The 24,528-nt window shown below is 68.9% G+C and carries 26 protein-coding genes; 18 read left to right on the forward strand and 8 right to left on the reverse strand.

Features of this window, described 5'->3' with window-relative positions:
* Nucleotides 1–10 precede the first annotated feature (10 nt).
* Nucleotides 11–355 (reverse strand): cupin domain-containing protein, encoded by a 345-nt coding sequence (locus BLR21_RS16660; RefSeq protein WP_256334724.1) that lies wholly within the window; start codon nt 353–355, stop codon nt 11–13.
* Nucleotides 356–438: 83 nt separating this feature from the next.
* Here BLR21_RS16660 and BLR21_RS16665 point away from each other — a divergent pair, with 83 nt between their 5' ends.
* Nucleotides 439–888, forward strand: coding sequence for a MarR family winged helix-turn-helix transcriptional regulator (locus BLR21_RS16665; RefSeq protein ID WP_030480335.1), 450 nt, complete (start codon nt 439–441; stop codon nt 886–888).
* Between the two features lie 4 nt (nt 889–892).
* On the opposite strand, the gene BLR21_RS16670 is transcribed toward BLR21_RS16665, so the two are convergent.
* A complete protein-coding gene (locus BLR21_RS16670) occupies nt 893–1,471 on the reverse strand; it encodes a TMEM165/GDT1 family protein (protein WP_090006845.1) in 579 nt (192 codons plus the stop codon).
* Nucleotides 1,472–1,802: 331 nt separating this feature from the next.
* On the opposite strand from BLR21_RS16670, the gene BLR21_RS16675 reads away from it, so the two are divergent.
* From BLR21_RS16675 to BLR21_RS16690, 4 genes are read left to right on the forward strand one after another with little or no spacing between them, the layout of a single operon-like run.
* Nucleotides 1,803–3,257, forward strand: coding sequence for a cytochrome ubiquinol oxidase subunit I (locus BLR21_RS16675; protein WP_090006720.1), 1,455 nt, complete (start codon nt 1,803–1,805; stop codon nt 3,255–3,257).
* Between the two features lie 12 nt (nt 3,258–3,269).
* Nucleotides 3,270–4,241, forward strand: coding sequence for a cytochrome d ubiquinol oxidase subunit II (gene cydB / locus BLR21_RS16680; RefSeq protein WP_090006721.1), 972 nt, complete (start codon nt 3,270–3,272; stop codon nt 4,239–4,241).
* A 1-nt stretch (nt 4,242) separates the two neighbouring features.
* On the forward strand, nt 4,243–7,236 hold the full coding sequence (gene cydD / locus BLR21_RS16685) for a thiol reductant ABC exporter subunit CydD (protein WP_090006722.1): 2,994 nt from the start codon (nt 4,243–4,245) through the stop codon (nt 7,234–7,236).
* 5 nt (nt 7,237–7,241) lie between these two features.
* A complete protein-coding gene (locus tag BLR21_RS16690; RefSeq protein WP_030480340.1) occupies nt 7,242–8,348 on the forward strand; it encodes a GAF domain-containing sensor histidine kinase in 1,107 nt (368 codons plus the stop codon).
* Here BLR21_RS16690 and BLR21_RS16695 read toward each other — a convergent pair.
* Complete coding sequence (locus BLR21_RS16695) at nt 8,326–8,943, reverse strand: response regulator (protein WP_256334725.1); 618 nt, start codon at nt 8,941–8,943, stop codon at nt 8,326–8,328. The genes BLR21_RS16690 and BLR21_RS16695 overlap by 23 nt on opposite strands.
* 61 nt (nt 8,944–9,004) lie before the next feature.
* On the opposite strand from BLR21_RS16695, the gene BLR21_RS16700 reads away from it, so the two are divergent.
* Nucleotides 9,005–9,499 (forward strand): GNAT family N-acetyltransferase, encoded by a 495-nt coding sequence (locus BLR21_RS16700; protein WP_090006724.1) that lies wholly within the window; start codon nt 9,005–9,007, stop codon nt 9,497–9,499.
* 45 nt (nt 9,500–9,544) lie between these two features.
* On the opposite strand, the gene BLR21_RS16705 is transcribed toward BLR21_RS16700, so the two are convergent.
* Nucleotides 9,545–10,111, reverse strand: coding sequence for a macro domain-containing protein (locus BLR21_RS16705; protein WP_420843888.1), 567 nt, complete (start codon nt 10,109–10,111; stop codon nt 9,545–9,547).
* A gap of 98 nt (nt 10,112–10,209) precedes the next feature.
* On the opposite strand from BLR21_RS16705, the gene pheA reads away from it, so the two are divergent.
* Nucleotides 10,210–11,100 (forward strand): prephenate dehydratase, encoded by an 891-nt coding sequence (pheA, locus tag BLR21_RS16710; RefSeq protein WP_090006725.1) that lies wholly within the window; start codon nt 10,210–10,212, stop codon nt 11,098–11,100.
* Nucleotides 11,097–11,690: a histidine phosphatase family protein gene (locus BLR21_RS16715; RefSeq protein ID WP_090006726.1), complete on the forward strand. Its 594-nt coding sequence runs from the start codon at nt 11,097–11,099 to the stop codon at nt 11,688–11,690. Before pheA ends, BLR21_RS16715 begins: the two co-directional genes overlap by 4 nt.
* Nucleotides 11,691–11,693: 3 nt before the next feature.
* On the opposite strand, the gene BLR21_RS16720 is transcribed toward BLR21_RS16715, so the two are convergent.
* Genes BLR21_RS16720 through BLR21_RS16730 form a run of 3 tightly spaced genes read right to left on the reverse strand, consistent with a single transcriptional unit; the run spans nt 11,694 to nt 13,980 of the window.
* The gene (locus BLR21_RS16720) at nt 11,694–12,617 is read right to left on the reverse strand and encodes a pentapeptide repeat-containing protein (RefSeq protein ID WP_090006727.1); all 924 of its coding nucleotides are present in this window, start codon (nt 12,615–12,617) and stop codon (nt 11,694–11,696) included.
* A gap of 20 nt (nt 12,618–12,637) precedes the next feature.
* Entirely contained in the window at nt 12,638–12,988 is a 351-nt protein-coding gene (locus BLR21_RS16725; RefSeq protein WP_030480346.1) for a metallopeptidase family protein, read from the reverse strand.
* Nucleotides 12,985–13,980, reverse strand: a complete 996-nt coding sequence (locus BLR21_RS16730) for a septum formation family protein (RefSeq protein WP_256334726.1) — start codon at nt 13,978–13,980, stop codon at nt 12,985–12,987. The genes BLR21_RS16725 and BLR21_RS16730 overlap by 4 nt, the downstream gene beginning before the upstream one ends.
* Nucleotides 13,981–14,187: 207 nt before the next feature.
* On the opposite strand from BLR21_RS16730, the gene BLR21_RS16735 reads away from it, so the two are divergent.
* From BLR21_RS16735 to BLR21_RS16780, 10 genes are all read left to right on the forward strand, one after another.
* Nucleotides 14,188–14,859 carry a hypothetical protein gene (locus tag BLR21_RS16735; RefSeq protein ID WP_256334727.1) on the forward strand — a complete coding sequence of 224 codons (672 nt, stop codon included), beginning with the start codon at nt 14,188–14,190 and terminating at the stop codon, nt 14,857–14,859.
* Nucleotides 14,860–14,865: 6 nt separating this feature from the next.
* Complete coding sequence (locus BLR21_RS16740; RefSeq protein ID WP_090006729.1) at nt 14,866–16,029, forward strand: glutathionylspermidine synthase family protein; 1,164 nt, start codon at nt 14,866–14,868, stop codon at nt 16,027–16,029.
* Nucleotides 16,030–16,050: 21 nt separating this feature from the next.
* Nucleotides 16,051–16,506 (forward strand): DUF350 domain-containing protein, encoded by a 456-nt coding sequence (locus BLR21_RS16745; protein WP_090006730.1) that lies wholly within the window; start codon nt 16,051–16,053, stop codon nt 16,504–16,506.
* 95 nt (nt 16,507–16,601) lie between these two features.
* Nucleotides 16,602–17,855: a serine--tRNA ligase gene (gene serS, locus BLR21_RS16750; protein ID WP_090006731.1), complete on the forward strand. Its 1,254-nt coding sequence runs from the start codon at nt 16,602–16,604 to the stop codon at nt 17,853–17,855.
* A 164-nt stretch (nt 17,856–18,019) separates the two neighbouring features.
* Complete coding sequence (locus BLR21_RS16755; RefSeq protein ID WP_090006732.1) at nt 18,020–18,718, forward strand: acyl-ACP--UDP-N-acetylglucosamine O-acyltransferase family protein; 699 nt, start codon at nt 18,020–18,022, stop codon at nt 18,716–18,718.
* A gap of 32 nt (nt 18,719–18,750) precedes the next feature.
* On the forward strand, nt 18,751–18,990 hold the full coding sequence (locus BLR21_RS16760; RefSeq protein WP_090006733.1) for an acyl carrier protein: 240 nt from the start codon (nt 18,751–18,753) through the stop codon (nt 18,988–18,990).
* Nucleotides 18,983–19,711, forward strand: coding sequence for an SDR family NAD(P)-dependent oxidoreductase (locus BLR21_RS16765; RefSeq protein WP_090006734.1), 729 nt, complete (start codon nt 18,983–18,985; stop codon nt 19,709–19,711). The genes BLR21_RS16760 and BLR21_RS16765 overlap by 8 nt, the downstream gene beginning before the upstream one ends.
* Entirely contained in the window at nt 19,708–21,084 is a 1,377-nt protein-coding gene (locus BLR21_RS16770) for an AMP-binding protein (RefSeq protein ID WP_090006735.1), read from the forward strand. The genes BLR21_RS16765 and BLR21_RS16770 overlap by 4 nt, the downstream gene beginning before the upstream one ends.
* Nucleotides 21,081–22,139 (forward strand): LuxE/PaaK family acyltransferase, encoded by a 1,059-nt coding sequence (locus BLR21_RS16775; protein WP_090006736.1) that lies wholly within the window; start codon nt 21,081–21,083, stop codon nt 22,137–22,139. Before BLR21_RS16770 ends, BLR21_RS16775 begins: the two co-directional genes overlap by 4 nt.
* Nucleotides 22,136–23,359 carry an acyl-CoA reductase gene (locus BLR21_RS16780; protein WP_090006737.1) on the forward strand — a complete coding sequence of 408 codons (1,224 nt, stop codon included), beginning with the start codon at nt 22,136–22,138 and terminating at the stop codon, nt 23,357–23,359. Before BLR21_RS16775 ends, BLR21_RS16780 begins: the two co-directional genes overlap by 4 nt.
* 60 nt (nt 23,360–23,419) lie before the next feature.
* Here the strand turns inward: BLR21_RS16780 and BLR21_RS16785 are convergent, their stop codons facing one another.
* Nucleotides 23,420–24,517, reverse strand: a complete 1,098-nt coding sequence (locus BLR21_RS16785) for a UDP-N-acetylglucosamine 2-epimerase (RefSeq protein ID WP_090006738.1) — start codon at nt 24,515–24,517, stop codon at nt 23,420–23,422.
* Between the last annotated feature and the right edge of the window lie 11 nt (nt 24,518–24,528).

Raw genomic sequence — 24,528 nt, forward strand, 5'->3', positions numbered from 1 at the left:
GATACCGGCCCTAGACCGACCAGGGAGGCGTGATCGTCCGCCCGTCAGCCAGCGTGCCCTGAATCCCCACGGACGTGGCCACCAGCACCCGCGCCGGCCCGCCGGTCAGCGACAACTCGGTGTCCGGCGGCACCACGATCGCGTCACCGGCTCCAGCGGTCTGCCCCTGGATCGTCACCGACCCGGACAGCACGTAGAACACCTCCTCCTTCGACGCGCGGTGCGGCGTCCCATCGCCTCCTTCCGGCACGTCGACGGTCCACAGCGCGATCTCCGCACTGCCGCGCGACGGCACGGCCAGCGGTCTGAACTCGAAGCCGCCGAACTCGAACAGCTCCGCAGAATCCCCCGTCACCAGCAAGACAACCTCCAAAGTAGTCAACCAAGTTGTCTAAGCCTAGAATAAGGTCAACCAAGTTGTCTACTCGAAGAGGATAGATGGAACCGGTGCCGATGCTGCTGGCGATGACGTACCGCGCCATGGGCGACCAGTTCCACGACCGGCTCAGGCAGATCGGCCTCGAACCGCTCAGGCCCGCGCACGGCTACGTCTTCCGGTTCCTCAAGGAGAAACGCGCGACCACCGTCGACATCGGACAGCACCTCGGCGTCACGAAGCAGGCGGCCGCGAAGATCGTCAACGAGCTCGACGACTGGGGCTACGTCCTGCGGGAGCCGCACCCGACGGACAAGCGCGCCCAGTACGTCACGCTGACCACGAAGGGCCGCGACTACCTGAAACTCGCGGACAACCTGTGGTCGGACCTCGAGAACGAGATGGCCGAGGCGATCGGCGAGGACACGCTCGCCACCATCAGGCAGGGCCTCGCCGCGTACCTGCGGCACGTCCACGGCGAGGACCAGCCAGGCCTCCGACCGGTTTGGTAACCCCTTAGAACACCTGCGTCAGAGCGATCACGGCGAACACCGCGAAGACCACTCCGGCCACCCGCTGGATCCAGTGCGTCGGCAACCGCCCGGCGAGCTTGCGGCCCACCAGGACCGCCAGCCCTGCCACGGCGACCAGCGCGAGCCAGGCGCCGAGGCCGACGGCCAGCGGTTCGCCGTACCTGGCGGTGATGCCGGCGGTCGCGAGCTGCGAGGCGTCACCCCACTCGGCCGCGAACAGCACGCCGAACGACGTCAGCGCCGCACGCCAGAACGGCACGGTGGCGCTTGTCCCCGCCTCGTCGGCGGAGTCCTCGTCACCCGAGAAGCCCTCCTTGAGCAGCATGAACGCACCCACGCCGAACAGCAGGGCGACCACTCCGGCGACCACTCGGTCGGGGAGCAGGGTGATGGCGGAGCCGAACGCGGCGGCTACCACGCTCTGCACGGCGAACGCGGCGACGACGCCGACGAACACCGGCCAGGCGCGGTAGCGCGTGGTCAGCACCAAAGTGGCGACCATGGTCTTGTCCGGGAGCTCGACGAGGAACACCACCGCGAAGGCGGTGATGAACGCGAGCAATGAAGTGGCCACGAGGTCCTCCACGTCCGAATACGAACCCGGACGGAGGCGCGACAGACCCCGACCAGGCATGCTGCAACCTGGCCGGAGGTCTCGTTCGCCCGACATGAACATCGGGTGTGGGACCGGATCCACTCGAAGGCGGATCAGTATGTCGATCTCCACGCCACCGGCTGCGAACTCCGGTGGGAACTACTCCCCTCTGGCGCACACATCGTAACCGACGCATGTCACCCACAAGGCGTGACCTCGCGCACGGGACCTTGGTCCCGATCGTGGACGGGACCGTCGTACCTGATGGTGGCCATGATCCAGACCTACGCTCGAAGACGTGGAAGTACTCGAACTCGCGCGGTGGCAGTTCGGCATCACCACCGTCTACCACTTTCTGATGGTGCCGCTGACGATCGGCCTTTCCCTGCTCGTCGCGGGGATGCAGACCGCGTGGGTGCGCACGGGCAACGAGCGCTACTACAAGATGACGAAGTTCTGGGGGAAGCTCCTCCTGATCAACTTCGCCATGGGCGTCGTGACGGGCATCGTGCAGGAGTTCCAGTTCGGCATGGCCTGGAGCGCCTACTCGCGGTTCGTCGGTGACGTGTTCGGCGCTCCGCTCGCGATGGAGGGGATCGTCGCCTTCTTCGTCGAGTCGACGTTCCTCGGCCTGTGGATCTTCGGCTGGGACAAGCTGCCGAAGAAGGTCCACCTCGCCTGCGCCTGGGCGTTCAGCCTCGCGACGATGGCCAGCGCGTACTTCATCCTCGCCGCCAACTCGTGGATGCAGCACCCGGTCGGCATCGAGATGCACGAGGGCCGTCCGCGCCTCACCTCGATCTGGGCCGTTCTCACCAACAACACGACGCTCGCGGCGTTCCCGCACACCATCGCGGGCGCGTTCGCGGTCTCCGCCGCGTTCCTCGTGGGCATCGCCGCCTGGCACCTGCACCGGAAGTCGGAGGAGGAACGCGTCTGGCGCAGCTCGCTCAAGCTCGGCACCTGGGTCGGCGTGGTGGCGTTCAGCGCACTCGCGATCAGCGGTGACCTGCAGGGCAAGCTCATGTTCGAGCAGCAGCCGATGAAGATGGCCGCCGCGGAAGCGTTGTGCCACACCGAACAGCCCGCGAGCTTCAGCATCTTCGCGATCGGCGACGTCACCAGGCCCGACTGTGAGAACGTCAAGAGCATCACGGTGCCCGCGCTGCTGAGCTTCTTGGCGCACAACGACTTCACCAGCGAGGTCAAGGGCATCCAGGACCTTGTCCCGATGTACCAGGAGAAGTACGGCGAGTTCTACCCGGTCGACGAACGGCTGGGTGAGCTCAGCGGCCAGCCGATCGACTACGTGCCCGCGCTTCCCGTGACGTACTGGGGTTTCCGGTTGATGATCGGGTTCGGTGGCATCTCGGCCGGCCTCGGTGTCCTCATGCTCTGGCTGACCCGCAAGAACCGGACGCCCACCGGATGGTGGTTCCCGGCTCTCGGCCTCGCCGGCATCGCGACGCCCTTCCTGGCCAACAGCGCGGGCTGGATCTTCACGGAGATGGGGCGGCAGCCGTTCGTGGTCGTGCCGAACCCGACGGGGATCGACGGGGTCTGGATGTTCACCGCGCAGGCGGTCTCGAACAGCACCCCCGGCGAGATCCTGACCTCGCTCATCGCGCTCACCACGGTCTACAGCGTGCTGGCGGTCGTGGAGATCTACCTGATCCGCAAGTACGTCAGAGGCGGGATACCGGGCGTACTGCCCCAGAAGACCGACGACGGCGCCCTGGCGTTCGCGTACTAGGGGAGAGGCGACGTGGAAACGCTCTGGTTCGTGCTGATCGCCGTGCTGTGGCTCGGCTATCTGTTCCTCGAAGGTTTCGACTTCGGTGTCGGCATGCTGCTGCCCGTCCTGGGCCGCGACAACGCCGAACGCCGGGTCATGATCAACACCATCGGGCCGGTCTGGGACGGCAACGAGGTGTGGCTCATCGTCGCGATCGGTGCCACGTTCGCGGCCTTCCCCGGCTGGTATGCGGCGCTTCTGAGCGCCGTGTACCTGCCGCTAACTTTGTTCCTGATCGCGCTGATCGGCCGTGGCGTGGCGTTCGACTACCGCGGCAAGGTCGACAACCCGCGCTGGCGAAAGGCTTGGGACTTCACGATCGTCGCGGGCTCGTGGATCGCCACGCTCTGCGTCGGCCTGCTGATCTCGACGACGGTGCTGGGCCTGCCGATCGACGCGAACGGTGACCGCGTGGGCTCGCCCTTCGCGGCCATCAGGCTCGACACGATCGTTGGCGCGTTTGCCTTCGCGGGTTACGCACTGGTGCACGGCGCGGTCTTCACGGCGTTGAAGACCGAGGGCGAGATCCGCGAACGGGCCCGCCGCGTCGCGATCACGCTGGCACCGGTGGCCCTGCTGCCGCTCATCGCGCTGCTCGCCATCGTCGCCGGGCTCTGGGCGGGCGTGGTAGCGCTGATCCTCGCCGCCGCGATGTGGCGACTGCTCGCGAACCGCGACGGCCAGTCGTTCGCGTTGATGGGCCTGGCGATCGCGGCGAGCGTCGCGATCCTGTTCGGCTCGCTCTACCCGAACGTCCTGCCGTCGACGCTGAACGACGCGTGGACGCTCACGATCGCCAACACGGCGTCGAGCCCGTACACGCTGCAGGTGATCACGTGGGTCGCCGGCTTCGGCACGCCCGCCGTGCTCGTCTACCAGGGCTGGACCTACTGGGTGTTCCGCAAGCGCATCGGCGTCAAGCACATCCCCGCGGCGCACTGAGATGAGAAGAGGCCCGCTGGGAGCTCTGCCCCAGCTCTCCAGGAACGCCAGGCGCGCCCTCGTCGGGGTGGGCGCGCTGGCGTTCCTCAACGCCCTGGCGCTCGTCGCCCAGGCCGTCGCGCTGGCGTCGGTGATCACGACCCGCGAAGGCCTTCCGCTGCTGGCCGTGGCGATCCTGGCGCGCGCGGGTCTGTCGTGGGCGACGGAGTCCGCTGCCGCCCGTGCCGCCGCCGGCGCGAAGGAGGAGCTGCGGACCCAGCTGCTGGCCAAGTCGTTCGAACGCGGTCCCGGCTGGATCGCCGACCGCGGCACGGCCGAGCTGTCGGTGCTCGCCACCAAGAGCCTCGACGCGCTCGACGCCTACTTCACCCGCTACCTGCCCGCGCTGGTCACGGCCGTGATCGTGCCGCCGCTGGCCGGTGCGTGGATTCTCTTCACCGACTGGCCGTCGGCCGTGCTGATCGCGGTCACGGTGCCGCTGATCCCGGTCTTCGCCGCGTTGATCGGCTGGTACACCGAGAAGCGCGTCCGCAAGGCCGCCGACGTCACGGAACTGCTGAGCGCCCAGCTCCTCGAACTGCTCCGCGCCCTCCCGGTCCTGACCGTCTTCGGCCGCGCCAAGCAGCAGGCCGGTGCGGTGAAGCAGATCGGTGAGCAGCACCGCAAGGCCACGATGGGCACGCTCCGGATCGCGTTCCTGTCCGCGCTGGTGCTGGAGATCGCCGCGTCGCTGTCGGTCGCGCTGATCGCGGTCGGCGTCGGCATCCGGCTCGTGCACGGCGACATGACGCTGATGACCGCGCTGGTGGTGCTGATCCTGGCGCCCGAGTGCTACCTGCCGTTGCGCGCGGCCGGTGCCGCCCACCACGCCAGCGAGGACGGCCTCGAAGCGGTCCGGCGGGTCGCCGAGGTGGTCGAGCACGAGGACAAGGCCCGGCCGCGGCTGCCAGGCGGTTCGGTCCATGTCGACAACCTGCGCGTCCTGCGCCGAGGCGGTTTCGCACCGGATGGCATCAGCTTCGATGTGCGGCCAGGGGAGATCTATCGACTTGAAGGCGCGAGTGGTGCCGGTAAGTCGACGACGTTCCAGGTGCTGCTGGGCTTCGTGGAGCCGACGGACGGCACCGCGTTCGTGGCCGGCGACATCGCGTACGTGCCGCAGAAGCCCGCCTTCGCCGCCGCCACGCCACGCGCCGAGCTGGAGCTCACGGTTCCCGGCGCCGAGGACATCGAGCAGGTCGCGGACGAGGTCGTGGCCGTGCATCTACTCGATCGTCAGATCACCGACCTCTCGACCGGTGAACGCCAACGTGTCGCAGTCGCGCGCGCCCTGCTGAGGGTTCGGCACGGCGCGACGGTGCTGCTTCTCGACGAACCGACCGCGCACCTCGACCCGGTGACAAGTCGCAAAGTCGACAAAGCGATCAAGAGAGCCAGCGACACGGCGGCCGTTGTCCTCGCCTCGCACCGCGACAAGGAGACGACTGAGGACGAGACGGTCAACAGGGTCGTCACCGAGGAGACACAGGCCGAACGCCCGAAGCGCCTGCCGATCCCGTGGAAGGGCGCCGGGCTGGGCATCCTCGCGGCCGTCGCGGGCATCGCGTTGACCGCCCTGGCCGCCCACCTGATCGCCCGCGCCGCCGAGATGCCGCCGATCCTGACGCTGTCCGTGCTGGTGGTGGGCGTGCGGACGTTCGCACTCAGCAAGGGTGTGCTGCGGTACGTCGAGCGTCTGGTCACTCACGACGAGACGTTCCGCCTCGCGAACGGCCTGCGCGCCGAGCTGTGGTTGCGGCTCGTGCGGACCCAACGGCGCGACGGGCTGCAACGGCTCGTGGAGGACACCGACACGGTTCGCGACCTCGTGCCGCGTGTGCTGCTGCCGCCGGTGGTGGCCATCGGCGCGGGTATCGCGACCACGATCCTGTTCGCGTTCATCGATCCGGCCGCCGCGCTGACGCTGGGCGGTCTGCTGCTCGCGGCCGGCCTGGCGGCACCTGCCGTCGCCGTGTGGATGGAACGGCGAGCCAGCACGAAGCTCGCCAGGGGCCGCCGCAAGGTCGCCCGCGACACGATCAACGCCCTCGTCGCCGCACCGGACCTCATCGCGCACGACGCCCACCACCGCCTGCTGGCCCAGCTGCACGCCGAGGACGTCGAGCTCGCGGGCCAGACCCGCCGGCAAGCGTTTGGCACGGGCGCGGCCACGGCGATCGTCCTGCTCGCGACCGGTGCGGCGGCCCTGCTCTGCGCCACGACCGGCAACCCGGTGCTGGGTCTGGTGCCGCTCGCGCTCGCCGAACCGCTGGCCGCGTTGCCGCTCGCCGCCCAGCAGCGCAGGGCGTTGCGGGAAGCGAGCGCCCGGCTGCAGTTCGACGCGCCGGAACGTCCAGAACAGCAGCGCGGCAAGCGGATCCGGCTGGAGAACGTCGACGTCCGCTGGCCCGGCGCGACCGAGCCGACGCTGCGAGACCTTCACCTGAACATCGAACCCGGCACGCACGTCGCGATCGTGGGACCGTCGGGCAGCGGCAAGTCGACGCTGTTCGCGCTGCTCCTGGGCTTCCTGCAGCCGGAGCGGGGGATCGTCGAACTGCCGCGCGCCACCTGGTGCCCGCAGGAGCCGATGCTGGTCAGCACGACCGTGAGGGAGAACCTGCGGATGTCGGGTCAGCACGACGACGAGGCGCTGCGCGACGCCCTGCGCAAGGCGTGCCTGCCGGAGTGGGCAGACCGGCTCGACACGGTGATCAGGCCGGACCAGGTGTCTGGCGGCGAGGCGCAACGGCTGGCGCTGGCACGGGCGTTGCTGCACGACGCCGACGTGGTGCTGCTCGACGAGCCCACCGCGCACCTGGACGAGCCGACCGCACGCCGGCTCCTGGAGCAGCTCAGGCAGGACGGCAGGACGGTCCTGCACATCACGCACCGCCCGGACGAGGCGGCGAGGGCGGATCTGGTGCTGGACCTCGGCACACCCGCATACCGTTGAGAACCATGGACCCCTCTCTGGCGCGGCGCGTGCTCGTCGCGTCCACCGAGATCACGTCGGCGGCGCTGGAAGACCCGGAGAACGTGCTGCGGCTCGTGGTGGAGGCGGCCGCGGAGATCGCGGACGCCGACCTCGGCCTCGCCATGCTCGCCACCGAGGACGACGACGGCACGCTGACGGTGGAGGCCTCCAGCGGCGAGCCGATCGTCGCGACGCTGAGCCCGCGCAGTGCCGCCGCGAAGGCCGCGCGCACGGGCGTGCCGGTGATGGCCGACGACGTCACGAACGACCCGCGCACGGCTCCGTACGTGCCACCGCCGTTGCGCGTCTACGGACCGTTCGCGGTGGCGCCGTTCGGCACCTCGGACCGCAAGATCGGCGCTCTGGCGGTCTACCGCCGCAGGGACAAACCGCCGTTCACGCAGGAGACCGTGGACGTGCTGACGGCGTTCGCGGCCCAGGCGGGCCTCGCCGTCGTGCTGTCCGAGGGCTTCACGGCACGGCAGCGCGTCGCGGTCTACGAGGAGCGCGAACGCATCGCCCGCGACCTGCACGACGTGATCATCCAACGGCTCTACGGCGCCGGCGTGCAGATCAACCTGCTGCAACGGCGGCTGGGCAAGAAGCTCGACGCGGGTCAGCGCGCCCGGATCGAGGAGGCCGTCGACCTGGTCGACGAGACGATCGCCGAGGTCCGCGCGACCGTCCGCAAGCTGCGCAACACCGACCCGGCCGACTCCGCCGACCTGCACGACTCGATCAAGGCCGAGGTCCGCACGGCCGGCGAACTGCTCGGCTTCGCGCCACGCCTGCACGTGGCAGGCGACCTGGCGAACGTGCCACGCAAGCACGCCGACGACGCGCGGGCGGCGTTGCGTGAGGCGTTGTCGAACGTCGTGCGGCACTCAGGCGCGACGAACGTCCAGATCGACGTACGGCGCGATGAGAAGCACCTGCTGCTGCGCGTCGCCGACAACGGGTGCGGCATCCCGTCCGGCGTGACTCAGCGCGGGCTGCGGCACCTCGCCGAACGGGCGAAGTCCGCGAGCGGCGACTTCCGCGTGGTGAGCTCGCCGAACGGGACGACGCTCACCTGGTCCGTCCCCGTTTAGCCACCCAGGCGGCGGCCTGCGTCCGCCGTTCCATACCGAGTTTGGAGAGCACGGACGTCACGTAGTTCTTGACGGTTTTCTCCGCAAGGAAGAGCCGTTCACCGATTTGGCGGTTGGTGAGGCCCTCACCGATGAGTTCGAGCACGCGCTGTTCCTGGTCGGTGAGGCCGACCGGGGCCGGATTGCGCATCCGTTCGAGTACTCGGCTTGTGGTCGCGGGATCCAGAAGGGACCGTCCAGCTGCGACCTCGCGCACGGCCGTGACGACGTCCTGACCCCGAACCTGCTTGAGCAGATACCCCGACGCCCCGGCCATGATCGCGCCGACGAGCGCTTCTTCGTCGTCGAATGCGGTCAGCACGAGGCAACGAATGCCAAGGTCCCGCAACGACCGGCACAGGTCGACCCCGCTGCCGTCCGGCAACTGGACGTCGACCACCGCCACGTCGGGCGGGGTCTTCCGAGCCCGTGTCACCGCCTCGTCGACGGAACCGGCCTCGGCGACGACCGAGATGTCCACCTCGTCGTCGAGCATCTCGCGCAGTCCTCTGCGCACAACTTCGTGATCATCAACCAACAGAACGCGCACTGGCACGAATCCACCGTACGTCGAATGGCTGTTCCTGAGTGTGACTCGAATTGGCACAGTTCTTGTCATGGCAGAAGGCTCGGTACGACCGGTCGAGGAAGCAGATCGCATAGTTGTCGCCCGACTGGTTCTCGAGCTATGGGGAGCGCACACCTCCGTCGCGCACGGCGAGGTGTTCTTCCCGGCGAGTCTGCCGGGCTTCCTCGTGGAGAAGCAGGGCCAGGTGCTGGGCCTGCTGACCTACGCGGTGGCGAACAACCAGCTGGAGATCGTCACGATCGACGCACTTCGGCGAGGCCGTGGCGTCGGCACCGCGCTGGTCGACGCCACGGTCCGTCAAGCGCGCACGCTCGGATGCAACCGGGTGCGCCTGACGACCACCAACGACAACCTCGACGCGGTCCGCTTCTACCAGCGCCGCGGGTTCAAGCTGGTGGCGCTCAGACCGGACGCCGTCCGTGAAGCACGCAAGCTCAAGCCCGAGATCCCGGCGGTCGGTGAGTTCGGTATCCCCATCACGGACGAGCTGGACCTGGAACGATGGGTTGCGCCCCGGCAGTAGTCCACAGGCATCCACAGCCTTGTCCACAGGTTGTGCACATGGGTCTCAGACATGCAGCGGGTTGAACGCCTCGTCCCACGCGGCGGCGACCTGATGGGCGCACGTGGACGGTGCGACGCCTCCCACCCCGGTGCCGAGTCCCGGCATCGCGATGGTGTGGACGGTGTCGCGCACGAGCGTGCCGTCCTCAAGACGACCGCTGAGCCAGAGCATCAGCACGGCCCGTGCGGCGAGATAGGGATGGACGGTGTCGACCGGCAGCCGTTCGCCGGGCCGGCGCATCGTCGGAGCGCTGATGAGCCACGCCGGCTCGGTCTCGCCGGTCGCCACGATCTGCGCCTCGCCCACCGGGAGCTCACCGCCGTGCAGCGCGAGGACGGCGCTGCGGACGTTGTTCTCTACCTGGGGGAAGGCCGTGGCGTAGACGGCGTCGATGCCACCGCGCATCCAGCCCTGCGAGTTCGCCGGGCTGACGATGGCCTGCGCGTGGATGTCCAGAACGGACCCGCGGTGCACCCGCACCCCGGCGCGGCCGTCCGCGACGGCGAGCCAGGCGTTCGCCATCGGTTCGTCGACCGCGCACAACACGAGTTCAGGCGCTAGAGCGGGCACGCCCCAAGCATTCCAGTTCGAACGGTCCCGGCGGAACCCAGGATTGGCCACCGACACAGGCGTGATTCGCGCCTCGTCGGCCGCACTACGCTGACTCGGTGCCTCGCATTGCGTACTTCGGACCACAGGGGACCTTCACCGAGCAGGCCGCCATGCGGTTCGAGGGTGAACTCGTTCCGTTCGAGACGATCCCGCTCGCCGTCGCCGCCGTGCGCGACGGCTCGGCCGACTTCGCGTGCGTGCCGATCGAGAACTCCGTCGAGGGCGCCGTGCCCGTGACGCTCGACGTCCTCGTGCGCGACGAGCCGGTCGTCGCCGTGGCCGAGACGGTGCTGGACGTCAGGTTCAGCGTCCTGGTCCGGCCGGGGACCACCGAGATCCGCACCGTCGCCTCGCACCCGCACGCGCTGGCCCAGGTCCGCGAGTGGATCGCCGCCTCACTGCCCGGCGCGACCTCGATCGCCACGTCCTCGACCGCGGCCGCCGCCGCCGCCGTCGAGCGCGGGGAGTTCGACGCGGCGGTTTCCGCCCCCGTCGCCATCAACCACTACCAGCTCGCCGAGTACGCCACCGACGTCCTGGACGTGCCCGACGCACGCACGAGGTTCCTGCTGCTGCGCCGTCCGGGTCAGCTGCCTGAGCCGACCGGCGCAGACCGCACGAGCGTCGTCGTGACCACCCCGAACCGCGTCGGCGTGCTGTCCGAACTGCTCACCGAACTGGCGTTGCGTGGCATCAATCTCACCGGCCTCGAATCGCGCCCCCAGAAGGGCAAACTGGGGACGTACCGCTTCTACATCGACGTCGAGGGGCACATCGCAGAGCCGAGGATCGGTGACGCGCTGGCCGCGCTGCACCGACACTCGCGCGAGATCCGGTTCCTCGGGTCCTTCCCGAAGGCCGACCGCGAGCCCGCAGAGGCTCACAACGCCGAGTTCGCCGCAGCCGCCTCCTGGGTCGATGCTGTCAGAAAGGGCGAGCGCGGGTGAGATTGCTGCTGGTCAGGCACGGTGAGACGGCGTCGAACATCGAACGCAAGCTGGACACGGCGATGCCGGGCCCCCCGCTCACCGAACTGGGCCTCAAGCAGGCCCGCGAACTGGCCGACACCCTCGCGGGCGAGAACATCACCGCCGTCTACGCGAGCATCGGCCTGCGCGCCCAGCAGACCGCCGCCCCGACCGCCGAACGCTTCGGCCTGCCCGTCCAGGTCCTGGACGGCATCGAGGAGATCCAGGTCGGTTCGCTCGAAGGCCGCAACGACACCGAGGCCTACAGGACCTACCTCGACACCGTGATCCAGTGGGCCGAGGGCGCGCTGGACGTACCGTTCCCCGGCGGCGGCGAGACCGGGCAGCAGGTGCTGGACCGGTTCCTCGGCGCCATCTCGACCATCCAGGCCGACGGCACCGTCATGGTCGTGACGCACGGCGGCGCCGGGCGGATGGGCGCGCTGGCCCTCGCGTCGAACGTGCCGGTGGAGCTGGCCGAGAACCTGCTGCCGAACACCGGGGTCGTGGTGCTGGAGTCCGAGGGCGCCGGCTGGGTGTGCCGGTCCTGGGCGGGCGTCGAGATCTGACCTCTACCACCACACGCCCTCGGTCCGTTCGTTGATCAGGACGTCCTGCACGTAGGTGCGGTCGTGTGTGGTGTCGTGCAGCCTGGTCCCGCGCAGGTCGGCGCCTTGCAGTGTGGCTTCGGACAGGTTCGCGCGGCCCAGGTACGAGTCCGACAGGTTCGAGAACCAGAGCTGGGCATCTTCGAAGTCGGTCTTCTCCAGGAGCGCCGAGTTGAGCGCGACCCTGCTCATGACGGCCGAGGTGAATCGTGCGTTGTCCGCCCGGATGCCGGACAGATCGGCTCCGTCGAGCCGCGCGCGGCTGAAGTTCGCGCGGATCAGCACCGCCCTGGACAGCACGGAACCGCGCAGGTCGGCCTCCTCGAGGTTGGCCTCCGTGAGGTTCACGCCGACCAGGCAAACGCCGCTGAGGTCGATGCGGAGGTCCCGGTCGTCGCGGGGATCGCGGCGCCCCATCACGGTCACCGCCGCCTGAACGTCCGCCGTGGTCGAGGTGCTGGGGCACCTTCCCCTGTCAGGGCCGGAGCCGTCCTGCGTCGTTGGAGCCGTGGTGCGGACGAACGCGGACAGCACTTCGAGGACGGTCGGCTGGTCACGCGGCGAGTCACGGCCGAGGCGCTCCAGCGCGTAGACGGCGCCGAGGCGGCTTTGCAGGTTCTCGGCTCCGGCCTTGCCGAGTTGTTCGACGGCCTTGGTGTACCTGTCGGTGACCTGGCCCTGTTCGGTCAGCTCGTGCTGCTTCAGCGCGACGGTGACCTGGTCGCGGGTGGCTTCGAGAGACAGCCCGGTGAACACGAGTGCGCCGGCCGCGGTGACGGCCGTGACGACGGAGGTGACCGTCTGCCAGTTCCGCGGCTTGCGACGGCGGCTGGTGGGCGCGCGCAGGCCGAGACGGCGTGCGGTCGACGGGCGGCAGTTCGTTGGCACCCGTACAAGATGCCAGAGGTCTAACCCCAGCCCAGTTCGTGCAGCCTCGCGTCGTCCACCCCGAAGTGGTGCGCGATCTCGTGCACCACGGTGATGATGACCTCCTCCACCACGTCCTCCTCGGTGTGGCAGATGTCGAGGATCGCCTCGCGGTAGATGAAGATGTGGTCGGGCAGCGCGCCCCCGTAGTCGGAGTTGCGCTCCGTCAGCGCGATGCCCTGGTAGAGCCCGAGCAGTGACGGCTCCTCGGGGTTGCGGTCCTCGACCAGCACCACGACGTTGTTCATCGCGTGCATGAAGTCGGGCGGGACCAGGTCCAGGGCCTCTTCGACCAGCTCGTCGAAACGAGCCCTGGTCATCTCGACGGTCATCGGTTCTCGGTGCTCGACGGAGGCGGGCTGGAGGAGGGCTTGTCGGAGTCCGAGGGCTTGCCGGACTCCGACGGCGGCTTGCCCGACTCGGAGTGCAGCGGGGCGCCGGTGGGCTCGTCCTGGGGCCTGACCGAGGTCGTCTGCGGCGGGTTCGCGGTGGTCAGCGGCGCGCCGTTGGGGTTGCGGACGCTGCCCTCCCACGCCACCAGGTTGGTGCCCTGCGGGACCGCGCCGATCTTGCAGTTGGCCTTGCGGGAGCCGACGGCCCAGCTCTCCTCGGCGCGCGTGTCCCACGTGACCAGCAGGTTCTTGGCCTTCAGGTCCGCGCCACCGGTGTACTCGGCGGCGATGGCCGCGCACTTCTCGGACATCGCGGCGTCCTGCGCCTCGATCGCCACGAACGGGCCCTCGGGGTGCTGCACGACGCCGACGATCTCGAACGCGTGCGGCTTGGCGCACTCGATCGGGTCACCCACCGTGTTGTTCTCGGCCAGCGCCACGCAGACGCCGGGGTCGTAGACGGAGGACTGGTCCTGGGCCTTCGCGCTGCCGAACGACGGCAGGGGAGCGCCGGACGGGGCGGTGACCTGCAGACCGCACCTGAGCTGGCGATAGCCGCTCGACCAGCGGCCCTCGTCCGGGTTCAGGGTGCTGACGCCGTACTTGCCCTTGGGGTCGAGCTTGCCGCCCATGTAGGTGGTCGACGCCTGGGCGCAGTTGTCCTGCGCGATCTTCTCCCAGGCCTCGGCGTTCGGGAACGGCGCTTCCTTCGGGTACGCGGCGGTGATGTCCGCCGTGCCGGTGACCTCGAACTTGTGCGCGGCCGAGCAGTCGACCTTCTGCGCGTCCGACAGGTCGGCCTTCTCCCAGTTCAGGCACTCGCCCACGGCGGCCTGGTACGCGGCGTTGACGAGCTCGCGTTTGGTGCTGAGCGGGCCTCCTGCCAGCACGGACGTGAACGTGGACAACATCAGCAAGCCGAAAGCGCCCACGAAAGCACCGGCCATCACAAGCCGCGTGTCGCGGATGTGACCGGATCGACTCAACCAACCGGCGCTCGGAGACATCTCATCCATGATGCCCGTGCCGTGTGAGACGGCTGTGCGCCGGGTTGGGTCGAGTGTTGCTATTAGGACACTCGTCACTCAATTGGCCCTGATTCAGCCGTCTCGCTAGGTACCTTGCCCGCGGGAGTGGTGATGACTGACAACAACCTGCCAGGACCTGGCCAGCCGACGCCCCAGCCTGGGTCGCCGTCGGGACAGCCCGGCCAGCCGCAACAGCCCGGCCAGCCACAGCAGCTGCCGCCGTACCGGCCTGCGCCGCAGCAGGCCGGCCCGAACCAGCCGTCCGCCAAGGGCAAGGTGCGCCAGCAGCAGGCCGGCGTGACCAAGCCGCGCCAGGCCACGGTCGCCGAGCAACGCGCTCGTGCCGCCGCGCTGAAGGCGCAGCAGGAGCGGTTCGCTGCCGAGTCCGCCGCGTTCGAGAAGAAGCGCAAAACGCGCAAACGCCTGCTCATCGGCGGTGGTGTCACCGTCGGCGTGGTCGCGCTGGTCGCGATCTGGTACGCGGCCGCCAGCCCGAAGAACGTCACCGCGCAGTGCACCGACTCGAACAACGTGATCGTCGACGACGACTACTGCGACGAGTCGTACTACCGCAGTCACGGCGGGTACAGCAGCGGTGGCTTCATCTACATCGGTGGCACCTCGTACCGCTACAACTACGGCGGCACGGGCTCCGTCGGCCAGAAGGCCGTGGGCGGCAGCTACACGCTTCCGAAGGGCGCGAACGTCACGACGAAGTCGGGCACGTCCGTCCAGCGCGGCGGGTTCGGCATCAGCAGCGGCTCCTCCGGCAGCGGAGGCTGAGCACAGTTGCGTCGTGAAACCTCACAGCCGCGGCCGAACTGGCAGCGGACGGTCTCGGACCAGGGGTTGGTGTTCGGCTCACCGGCGAAGTACGCGAACGGCGCCGACCGTCCGTACTGGGACGAGTCGGTGCACTACGTGTTCGAGATGAGCGAGGTCCTCTCGCTCGAAGCCGACGTCGAACTGCTCCACTCCATGTGCCTCGACGCGGTCGACAACGTGGTGCTCACCGAGCGGTACCGCGACTTCGGCATCCCCGAGTGGGTGTGGCCGCACATCGCCGAGTCGTGGCGCCGCCGTGACCCGCACGTCTACGGGCGCTTCGACCTGCGCTACGACGGCTCGGGCCCCGCGAAGCTGCTCGAGTACAACGCCGACACCCCCACGTCGCTGCTGGAAGCCGCCTACGTCCAGTGGTACTGGAAGGAAGACGTCTTCCCGGACGGCGACCAGTGGAACTCGCTGCACGAGCGCCTGGTCGAGCAGTGGACGGAGATCGGTGCAAAGCTGCCCTCCAGCGAACTGCACTTCACCTGGTCGGGCGCAGACCCGTCCGGCGAGGACCACCTCACGATCGCCTGCCTGCAGGAGACCGCCGCCGAAGCAGGCCTGAACACCGTGGGCCTCGCGATCGAGGAGGTCGGCTGGGACACGTTGCTCAACCGCTTCGTCGACCTCGAAGAGTCCCCGATGGGCACGGTCTTCAAGCTCTACCCGTGGGAGTGGGTGGTCGAGGAACAGTTCGGCCGCCACGCCGTCGAGTCGCTGCCCGGCACGCTGTGGGTCGAGCCGCTGTGGAAGATGCTGCTCTCCAACAAGGCGCTGCTCGCGATCCTGTGGGAGATGTACCCGGGCCACCCGAACCTGCTGCCCGCCTACCTGAACGACCCCGGCATGCTCACCGAGTACGTGCGCAAGCCGCTGCTCGGCCGCGAGGGGTCGAACATCCAGATCGTCGCGCCGGGCTACGAGACGCAGACCGGTGGCGTGTACGGCAAGGAAGGCTTCGTGTACCAGCTGTTCGATCCGCTTCCGGAGTTCGACGGCTACCGCCCCGCGTTGGGTGCCTGGGTCGTCGGCGACACGTCGGCAGGCCTCGGCATCCGGGAAACGGTCGGTCTGGTGACCGACGATGGCGCGGCGTTCGTGCCGCATCGAATTGTTGAGTAAGACTCCGAAAGGGAACAGGTAATGGACTACACGACGCTCGCGTTGGACCCCGGCTTCGGCTCGGCCATCGGCCGGGGCATCGGCGCGATCGCGCTGTACGCCGTCGTCGGTCTGGTCCTCATGGTGTTCGGCTTCTACGCGATCGACTGGACGACGCCGGGCAAGCTGTCGATCCTGGTCCGCAACGGCGCACCGAACGCCGTGATCGTCACCGCCTCCGGCCTCGTGTCGATGGCGTTCATCGTCGTCGTCGCCATCCTGAGCGCGGTCGGCAAGCTCGACGAGGGCCTGCTCACGTCGCTGATCTACGGCATCGTCGGCATCATCGTGCAGGTCGCGGCCGTGCGGCTGCTGGAGTGGGTGACCCGCCTCGACATCGGCTCGATCATCGAGTCGGACAGGTTCGCACCGGCGTCCGTCGTCGTTGCGGCGGCACACGTCGCCCTCGGCCTCGTGGTGGCGTTCGCGATCTACTAGCCACACGCTCGCGCATCAGAGCGGCAGTCCCCGCCCGTACCACGTTCCGGATATCCGGATGAGACGTGGAACGGGTGGGGACTACCCTTTTCAGGGTGATTGACCTCAAGGTGTTGCGCGAGAACCCGGAGACAGTGCGCGCGTCGCAGCGCGCTCGTGGCGAGGACGAGGGCGTCGTCGACAGCCTGCTGTCCGCCGACGAGCGCCGGCGGTCGGCCATCTCCCGCGCGGACACCTTGCGCGCCGAGCAGAAGGTGCTCGGCAAGGAGGTCGGCAAGGCCAAGGGCGACGAGCGTGCCGCCCTGCTCGTCAAGGCGAAGGACCTGGCCGCCGAGGTCAAGGCCGCCGAGGCCGAGCAGCACGCCACCAACGACCAGGTCCAGGAGCTCCTCGCCAAGATCCCGAACCTGGTGCACCCGGACGCGCCGGTCGGCGGCGAGGACGACTTCCGCGTCGTCAAGACGGTCGGCGAGCCGCGCGTGTTCGACTTCGAACCGGTCGACCACCTCGACCTGGGCACCAAGCTCGGCGCGATCGACATGGAACGCGGCGCCAAGGTCGGTGGCTCGCGGTTCTACTTCCTCAAGGGCGTCGGCGCGCAGCTCGAGATCGCGCTGCTCAACATGGCGGCGGCGCAGGCCACGGCCAACGGCTTCGAGCTCATGATCACGCCCACGCTGGTGCGGCCGGAGATCATGGCGGGCACCGGCTTCCTCGGCGCGCACTCGAGCGAGATCTACCACCTGCCCGCCGACGACCTGTACCTCGTCGGCACGTCGGAGGTGCCGCTCGCCGGCTACCACGCCGACGAGATCCTCGACGGCGAACGCCGCTACGCGGGCTGGTCGTCGTGCTACCGCCGCGAGGCCGGCTCGTACGGCAAGGACACCCGCGGCATCATCCGCGTGCACCAGTTCAACAAGGTCGAGATGTTCTCCTACGTCAAGCCCGAGGACGCCGAGGCGGAGCACGCCCGGCTGCTCGGCTGGGAGGAGGAGATGCTGGCCAAGATCGAGGTGCCCTACCGCGTCATCGACACGGCGACGGGCGACCTCGGCACGTCGGCGCACCGCAAGTTCGACTGCGAGGCCTGGGTGCCGACGCAGCGGAAGTACCGCGAGCTGACGTCGACGTCGAACTGCACGACGTTCCAGGCACGCCGCCTGAACATCCGCTACCGCGACGAGAACGGCAAGTCGCAGATCGCCGCCACGCTCAACGGCACGCTGGCGACCACCCGCTGGATCGTCGCCATCCTGGAGAACCACCAGCAGGCCGACGGCTCCGTGGTGGTTCCCCAGGCGATGCGTCCGTTCATGGGCGGCCTGGAAGTGCTCAAGCCGAAGTAGTCGCCTTGCGAGACCGAACCTGTCCTCCGGCTGCCGGTCGTTGTCGTCGCCGACGCCTCAGCCGTGCCAACCAGGCGGTCCGGTAGACTCGCTTTCCGGCCCCGTCCGGCGAATCCGCAGGTGGCGTGGGTTACACCAGCACCCGACGGGCAGGAACGGACCAGGTGGCGAACCGCATTCACGAGACCGCGATCATCGGCGCGGAAGTCGAGTTCGGCGACGACAACGTCGTCGGGCCGTACACGGTGATCGCCGGACCGTGTCGCATCGGCGACGGCAACTTCATCGGGCCGCACGTCAGCATCGGCGGGCCCGCCGAGTACCTGAGCGCGCCGCACGTCGCCGGCTGGGACGGCGAGGTCGAGGGTCCCGGGGTCGTGATCGGGGACCGAAACCGGATCCGCGAGTTCGTCACGATCAACCAGGGCGTTTCGGACGCCACCAGGATCGGCAGCGACAACTACGTGATGGGCCGCGCGCACATCGCGCACGACTGCGTGGTCGACAACAGCGCGGTCATCACCAGTGCCGTGCAGATCGCGGGCCACTGCCGCGTCTGGTCCGGCGCGAACATCGGGCTCGGCACCGTGGTGCACCAGGGCGTGCAGATCGGCCCCGGCGCGATGGTCGGGCTCGGCTCCGCCATCCGCAAGGAGGTCGGTGCGTTCACGATCACGCTGGGCAACCCGGCCCGCACGACCGGCGTCAACGTCATCGGCCTGCAGCGTCGCGGCTGCACCGAGGAATTGATCGCGGCGCTCACGGGTTTCCTCACGGGAAAGGAGGCCGAGGTTCCGGCCGGCCTGCCCGAGGAGCTCGCCACGCTGCTCAAGGCGTGGAACCAGCGCGCAGACCAGCACTGATCCCGGCCCAGCACCGATCCGAGAGAGAGAACATGTCGCTGAACGACCGTCTTCGCGGTGTCTTCGTGGACGCCCTGCAGCTCGACGCCGACGTGGATGTCGAGAACCTCAAGTACCGCGACATCGACGAGTGGGACTCGGTCGGTCACATGGCGCTGGTCGCGGCCATCGAGGACGAGTTCGACGTGCAGTTCGAGACCGAGCAGGTCATCGACATGAGCAGCTTCAAGGTCGCCCTCGACATGGTCAAGGGCTTCGGCATCAGTGAGTGACTTCACCGGCAAGGTCGCCGTCGTCACGGGTGGCACCCGCGGTATCGGCTTCGCCACGGCTCGCGCCCTGAGCGAGGCCGGCGCCACGGTCGTGCTGACCGGCAGGGACGCCGAGACCGCCGCTGTGCGCGCCAAGGAGATCGGTGCGCACGGGGTGGCGCTCGACGTCACCGACTCGGCCGCGGTGAAGGACGTCTTCAAGACGATCGCCAGGGAACACGGCCGCATCGACGTGCTCGTCGCCAGCGCCGGGGTGCTGGAGGGCGGTCTCATCGGCATGCTCACCGACGACCACATCGCCACGACCCTCAGCACGAATGTCGCCGGGACCATCGTCTCCGTGCAGGCCGCCGCGCGCGCCATGATGCGCAAGCGCAGTGGGTCGATCGTGCTGCTCGGCTCGATCGTGGGCGAGGAGGGCAACGCCGGCCAGGCCGTCTACGCCGCGTCGAAGGCCGCGCTCAGCGCGTTCGCGAAGTCCGCCGCCAAGGAACTCGGGCGCAGCGGCATCCGGGTCAACGCGGTGGCGCCCGGCGTGATCCAGACCGACCTCATCGCCGAGCAGTCCGACGAGGTCTTGGAGCGCGTCAAGGAGACCACCGCCCTGCGCAGGATCGGCACCGCGGACGAGGTCGCGAAGGTGATCACTTTCCTGGCGGGTGACGACGCGTCGTTCGTGACCGGGCAGGTGCTCGGGATCGACGGAGGACTGGTGCTGTGATGCTGCTGCACGCGGGAGCCCGGTTGCACGACGCCGCGACCGGCGAGGTCATCGCCGGTGCCGACCTGGGGCAACGGGTGCAAGAGCAGGCCAAGGCGTTCGCCGACCTGCCGCCCGGCGTGCTGTTCGCGCGCATCTCGCCCGACGTCGCGGGTGTGCTCGGCTACCTCGCCGCGCTGGAGGCAGGCAGGGCGGTTGCGCTGCTCGACCCCGCCCAGGACAGGGATGTGCTTGACGGGCTGATCGCCCGGTTCCGCCCGGCCGCCGTGCTCGGCGCCGGTGAGGGCGATCCTCCGCCCGGCTACCGCGAGAACTGGGTGCGCGCGGACGCCGAGGGCGTCGTGCCGCACGAGGACCTGGCTGTGCTGCTGCCCACCAGCGGCTCCACCGGCAACCCCAAGTTCGTCCGGCTCTCCCGGCAGGCCATCGCGGCCAACGCCGAGGCGATCGCCGAGGTGCTCGGCATCGACGAGAACGAGGTCGCGCCGACGAGCCTGCCCCTGCACTACAGCTACGGCATGTCGGTGCTGAACAGCCACCTGGTCCGCGGCGCGACGGTCGTGCTGGAGAACTCCGGCGTGGTCGGCCGCGGTTTCTGGGACGCGGTGACGCGGTACGGCGTCACGTCGCTGGCCGGCGTGCCGTACCACTACGAGATGCTGCGGCGGATGCGGTTCGACCCGGCCAAGTACCCGACGCTGCGCACGCTGACGCAGGCGGGCGGCAGGCTGCGCCCGGAGCTGATCACCGAGTTCCACACGAAGATGACCGAGGCCGGTGGCCGGATGTTCGTGATGTACGGGCAGACCGAGGCCGGGCCGCGCATGTCGACGCTGCCGAGCGAGCGGCTCGACGAGAAGCTCGGGTCGGTCGGACCGGCGCTCCCAGGCGGGATGTTCTCGATTCGAGCCGAGGACGGCACCGAGATCACCGAGCCCGGCGTCACCGGTGAGGTCGTCTACCGGGGTCCGAACGTGATGATGGGCTACGCCGAGTCCGAGGCGGAGCTGTCGCTGGGCGACGTCACCGGCGGTGAGCTCGTCACCGGCGACCTGGGCCACCTCGACGCCGACGGGTACCTCTTCGTCACGGGCCGCATCAAGCGCATCGGCAAGGTCTTCGGCAACCGGGTCAGCCTCGACGACCTGGAGCAGATCGTGAAGGCGCACGGAGCCGCCGCCGCGGTGCCTGCCGGCGACAAGGTCGTCATCTGGCTCGACGGCGCCGACAAGGACACCTGCAAGGCCGCCGCGAAGCTGCTGGCCGAGACCCTGCACCTGCACGTCACGGGCTTCGACGTGCGCGGCAGCGACGGGTTCCCGCTGCTGCCCAGCGGAAAGATCGACTACCGGTCCCTGGAGGCACGGGCATGAGCGAGAGCGTCTTCGGTCGCAGCCAGGTCGAACGGGAGGCCGCGCTGCTGACCGAACTGACCGAGCTGACCGAGCACCACCGCGCGAACTCGGTGCAGTACGACCGGATCCTGTCGTCGCTCGGCATCGAGCAGGGGCAGCGGTTCGACTCGCTGGCCGAACTGCCGTGGCTGCCGGTGCGGATGTTCAAGACCCACGAGCTGAAGAGCATTCCGGACGACGAGGTCTTCAAGGTCCTCACCTCGTCCGGCACGACGGGCGACCCGTCGCGCATCTACCTCGACAAGGACGCCGCCGCGGTCCAGCCGCGCATGCTCGGCGCGACGCTACGCGAGGTGCTCGGCGGCAAGCGGCTGCCGATGCTGATGGTCGACACGATCAGCATCATCAAGAACCGCCGCTCGTTCTCCGCCCGTGGCGCGGGTGTGCTCGGCATGGCGAACTTCGGCCGTGCGCACGTCTACGCGCTCGACGAGAACGACCAGCCGGACGTCGAGGCCGTGAAGGGCTTTCTGGAGAAGCACGGCAACGAGCCGTTCCTGATCTTCGGCTTCACGTTCATGGTGTGGCAGTACCTCTACGAGGTCGCCAAGGAGCACAAGCTCGACCTGTCGAACGGCATCCTGATCCACTCGGGCGGCTGGAAGAAGCTGATCGACATCGCCGTCGACAACGGTGAGTTCCGCCGCCGCTTCGCGCAGGACACCGGCCTCACGAGGATCCACAACTACTACGGGATGATCGAGCAGATCGGCACGGTCTTCCTGGAGGGTGAGTCTGGGAACTCGTTGTACTGCCCAGAGTTCGCGGACGTCATCATCCGCAACCCGGACACCTGGGAAGAGCAGCCCGTCGGCGAGCCGGGTGTCATCGAGGTCATCAGCACGCTGCCGCGCAGCTACCCCGGCCACGTCCTGCTGACCGAGGACCTCGGTGTCGTGCACGGGATCGACGACGGCGACTGGCCCGGCAAGCGGTTCTCCGTACTGGGCAGGCTGCCGCGCGCCGAGGCCCGCGGCTGCTCGGACACCTTCTCTGGAGCTGTTGCGTCATGAAGCGCCGTTTCCCGGCAGGCCCGGACACCGACGTCGACTCGCTGCTCGCCGATCTCGGACGCGAGCCGGAAGGCGGCAGGCTGAAGGTCGGCGACGAGCGCGTCGTCGACTTCCTCCGCGTGCTCGCCCGCAAGCTGCTCGCCCCCGCGATGGCGCGCCGCTACCCCGAACTCGCCTCGCTGGGCTTCTTCCTGCGGCGCGGTGAGATCGCGAAGGTGCTGCGCGCGGTCGAGACGCCGCCGGGCGTGCTGAGGTTCCCGCGCGGCCTGGTGTTCCACGTGCCGCCCGCGAACGTCGACACGATCTTCGTGTACTCCTGGGCGTTGTCCGCGCTCGCCGGGAACCGGAACGTCGTGCGGATCTCGCCGCGCTCGGCCGGTGCCGCCGAGGCCGTGGTCGAAGCCCTGAACGCCGCGCTGGCGGAAGCGCACCCGGTGGTGGCGCAGACGCAGGTCATGGTCACCTACGACCGCGACGACAAGATCACCGCCGCTCTGTCCGCCGCCTGCGACCTGCGGGTCATCTGGGGTGGTGACCGCGCGGTGACCGAGGTGCGCACGATGCCGCTGGCGCCGCACGCCCGCGACGTCACGTTCCCTGACCGTGCCTCGTTCGCGGCGATCTCCGTGGCGGGCTGGGAGAAGGCGACGCCGGAGCAACGCAGGGACGTCGCCGTCGGCTTCTACAACGACTCGTACTGGTTCGACCAGGCCGCCTGCTCCTCGCCGCGCGCGCTGTTCTGGGTCGGCGACGCCGCCGGCGCGCAGGCCGGCCGGGAGGAGTTCCGCGGTCTGCTCGCGGACGTCATCGCGGCGAAGGAACTGGTCGTCGAACCGGCGATGGCGGTGCAGAAGCGGGTGTCGGCGTACGGCGTGGCCGCGGACGGGCACGCGACGTCGATCCGCTTCGACGGCAACGCGGTCGCCACGCTTGAACTGACCGCGCCGCAGGACGTGCCGCGCGAGTGGCTGGGCGTGGGCACGTTCCCACTCGCCACCCTGTCCTCGCTCTCCGAGCTCGTGGACATGGTGCAGCGCAAGGACCAGACGCTGTCGGCGTTCGGGTTCTCCCGCGACGAGCTGGAACAGCTGGCCCACGACCTGGCCGGGCGCGGCATCGACCGCATCGTGCCGTTCGGGTCGGCGCTCGCGTTCTCCGAGCACTGGGACGGTTACGACCTGCTGGCGGAGTTCAGCAGGCTCGTCACGGTCCAGGTGTAAGTCTTCAGGGACAACGAAAAGGGGACTCGCCGCGGCGAGTCCCCTTTTCGTTCGCTCAGATCAGCAGAAACCCATCTGCGACAGCGTGTCCACCACGATCTTGCTCGGGTGGAAGTCGTTCATCTTGGACGGACGACGGTACGACTCGTAGTTCTCCAGGAAGCCCTGCAGCTTGCCGCCGTCCATACCAGTCAGCAGCAGCGTGGTGTTGCCGCCGTGGTTGTCCTCGGTCCGCTCCCGGTGGATCGCGCACGGCACACCGAGGTAGTTGCACTCGGCCTGCAGGCCGCCGGAGTCGGTGACCACGAACTTCGCGCGCGCCATGATCGGCAGGAACGCGAGGTAGCGCAGCTTCGGCTTGATGATCAGGCGTTCACCGTCGAAGAGGTGGCCGAGGCCGTACTGCCGGATGCGCTCCTGCTCCGGCGGGCCCGCCAGGTACAGGATCGGCATTTTCTCCGATGCCTTCTTCAGCAGCTCGAGTGCCTCGGTGTACTTGTCCTTGCGGGACACCAGCTCGAAGCGGTGCAGCGTCGCGAGGCCGAACTCCTCCGGCAGGTCGAACGTCGGTTCGGCGTCGATGGCGAGGCGCATCGCGTCGATCGCCGTGTTCGCGCCAGTGCCGATGACCGCGCCACGGGCGTTGCGGAGGTTGCCTACCTCCTTGGCCGTGGGGGCGAAGTGCAGGTCGACGATCTTGGCCGCCAGCTTGCGGTTCAGCTCCTCCGGCAACGGCGAGAGCAGGCTGCCCGACCGGGCTCCAGCCTCGATGTGGCCGACGCGAGCCCGCAGGATCCGCTTGCCGATGAACGCGCCGTAGGGCGTGGTGAACGTGTCACCGTGCACCAGCACGAGCGGCGGGCGGCCGTCGTCCTTCAGGATCGCCTTGAGCTCGTGGCGGCGGGACCACGCGTTCTTCATGACGGTCGCCGCCCAGCCGGGCACCTGGGCCGGCCGCTCGATGTGCTGGGCCTGTTCCTTCGGCACCAGCCAGACGCTGGGCTCGGGCAGCTGCAGGTCGGCCAGCGTCTCGGCGACGTGGTCGACGTGCTGCGCGGTGAACCAGATCTGCGGCTTCGTCCCGCGCTCGGTGATCGCGTGGAACACGGGCGCGATCTTGATCAGCTCCGCGGTGGTGCCGAGGATGAAGGAAATCACCCGGCCGAGAA

This window comes from Lentzea albidocapillata subsp. violacea (assembly GCF_900100275.1).
Lineage (GTDB): Bacteria > Actinomycetota > Actinomycetes > Mycobacteriales > Pseudonocardiaceae > Lentzea > Lentzea violacea.

Coding starts and splice junctions, on each gene's coding strand:
- BLR21_RS16735 (WP_256334727.1), top strand. CDS start 14,188: ATGACTGACAACAACCTGCCAGGACCTGGCCAGCCGACGCCCCAGCCT.
- BLR21_RS16745 (WP_090006730.1), top strand. CDS start 16,051: ATGGACTACACGACGCTCGCGTTGGACCCCGGCTTCGGCTCGGCCATC.
- BLR21_RS16780 (WP_090006737.1), top strand. CDS start 22,136: ATGAAGCGCCGTTTCCCGGCAGGCCCGGACACCGACGTCGACTCGCTG.
- BLR21_RS16760 (WP_090006733.1), top strand. CDS start 18,751: ATGTCGCTGAACGACCGTCTTCGCGGTGTCTTCGTGGACGCCCTGCAG.
- BLR21_RS16725 (WP_030480346.1), bottom strand. CDS start 12,988: ATGACCGTCGAGATGACCAGGGCTCGTTTCGACGAGCTGGTCGAAGAG.
- BLR21_RS16700 (WP_090006724.1), top strand. CDS start 9,005: ATGGCAGAAGGCTCGGTACGACCGGTCGAGGAAGCAGATCGCATAGTT.
- BLR21_RS16665 (WP_030480335.1), top strand. CDS start 439: ATGGAACCGGTGCCGATGCTGCTGGCGATGACGTACCGCGCCATGGGC.
- cydD (WP_090006722.1), top strand. CDS start 4,243: ATGAGAAGAGGCCCGCTGGGAGCTCTGCCCCAGCTCTCCAGGAACGCC.
- BLR21_RS16775 (WP_090006736.1), top strand. CDS start 21,081: ATGAGCGAGAGCGTCTTCGGTCGCAGCCAGGTCGAACGGGAGGCCGCG.
- BLR21_RS16690 (WP_030480340.1), top strand. CDS start 7,242: ATGGACCCCTCTCTGGCGCGGCGCGTGCTCGTCGCGTCCACCGAGATC.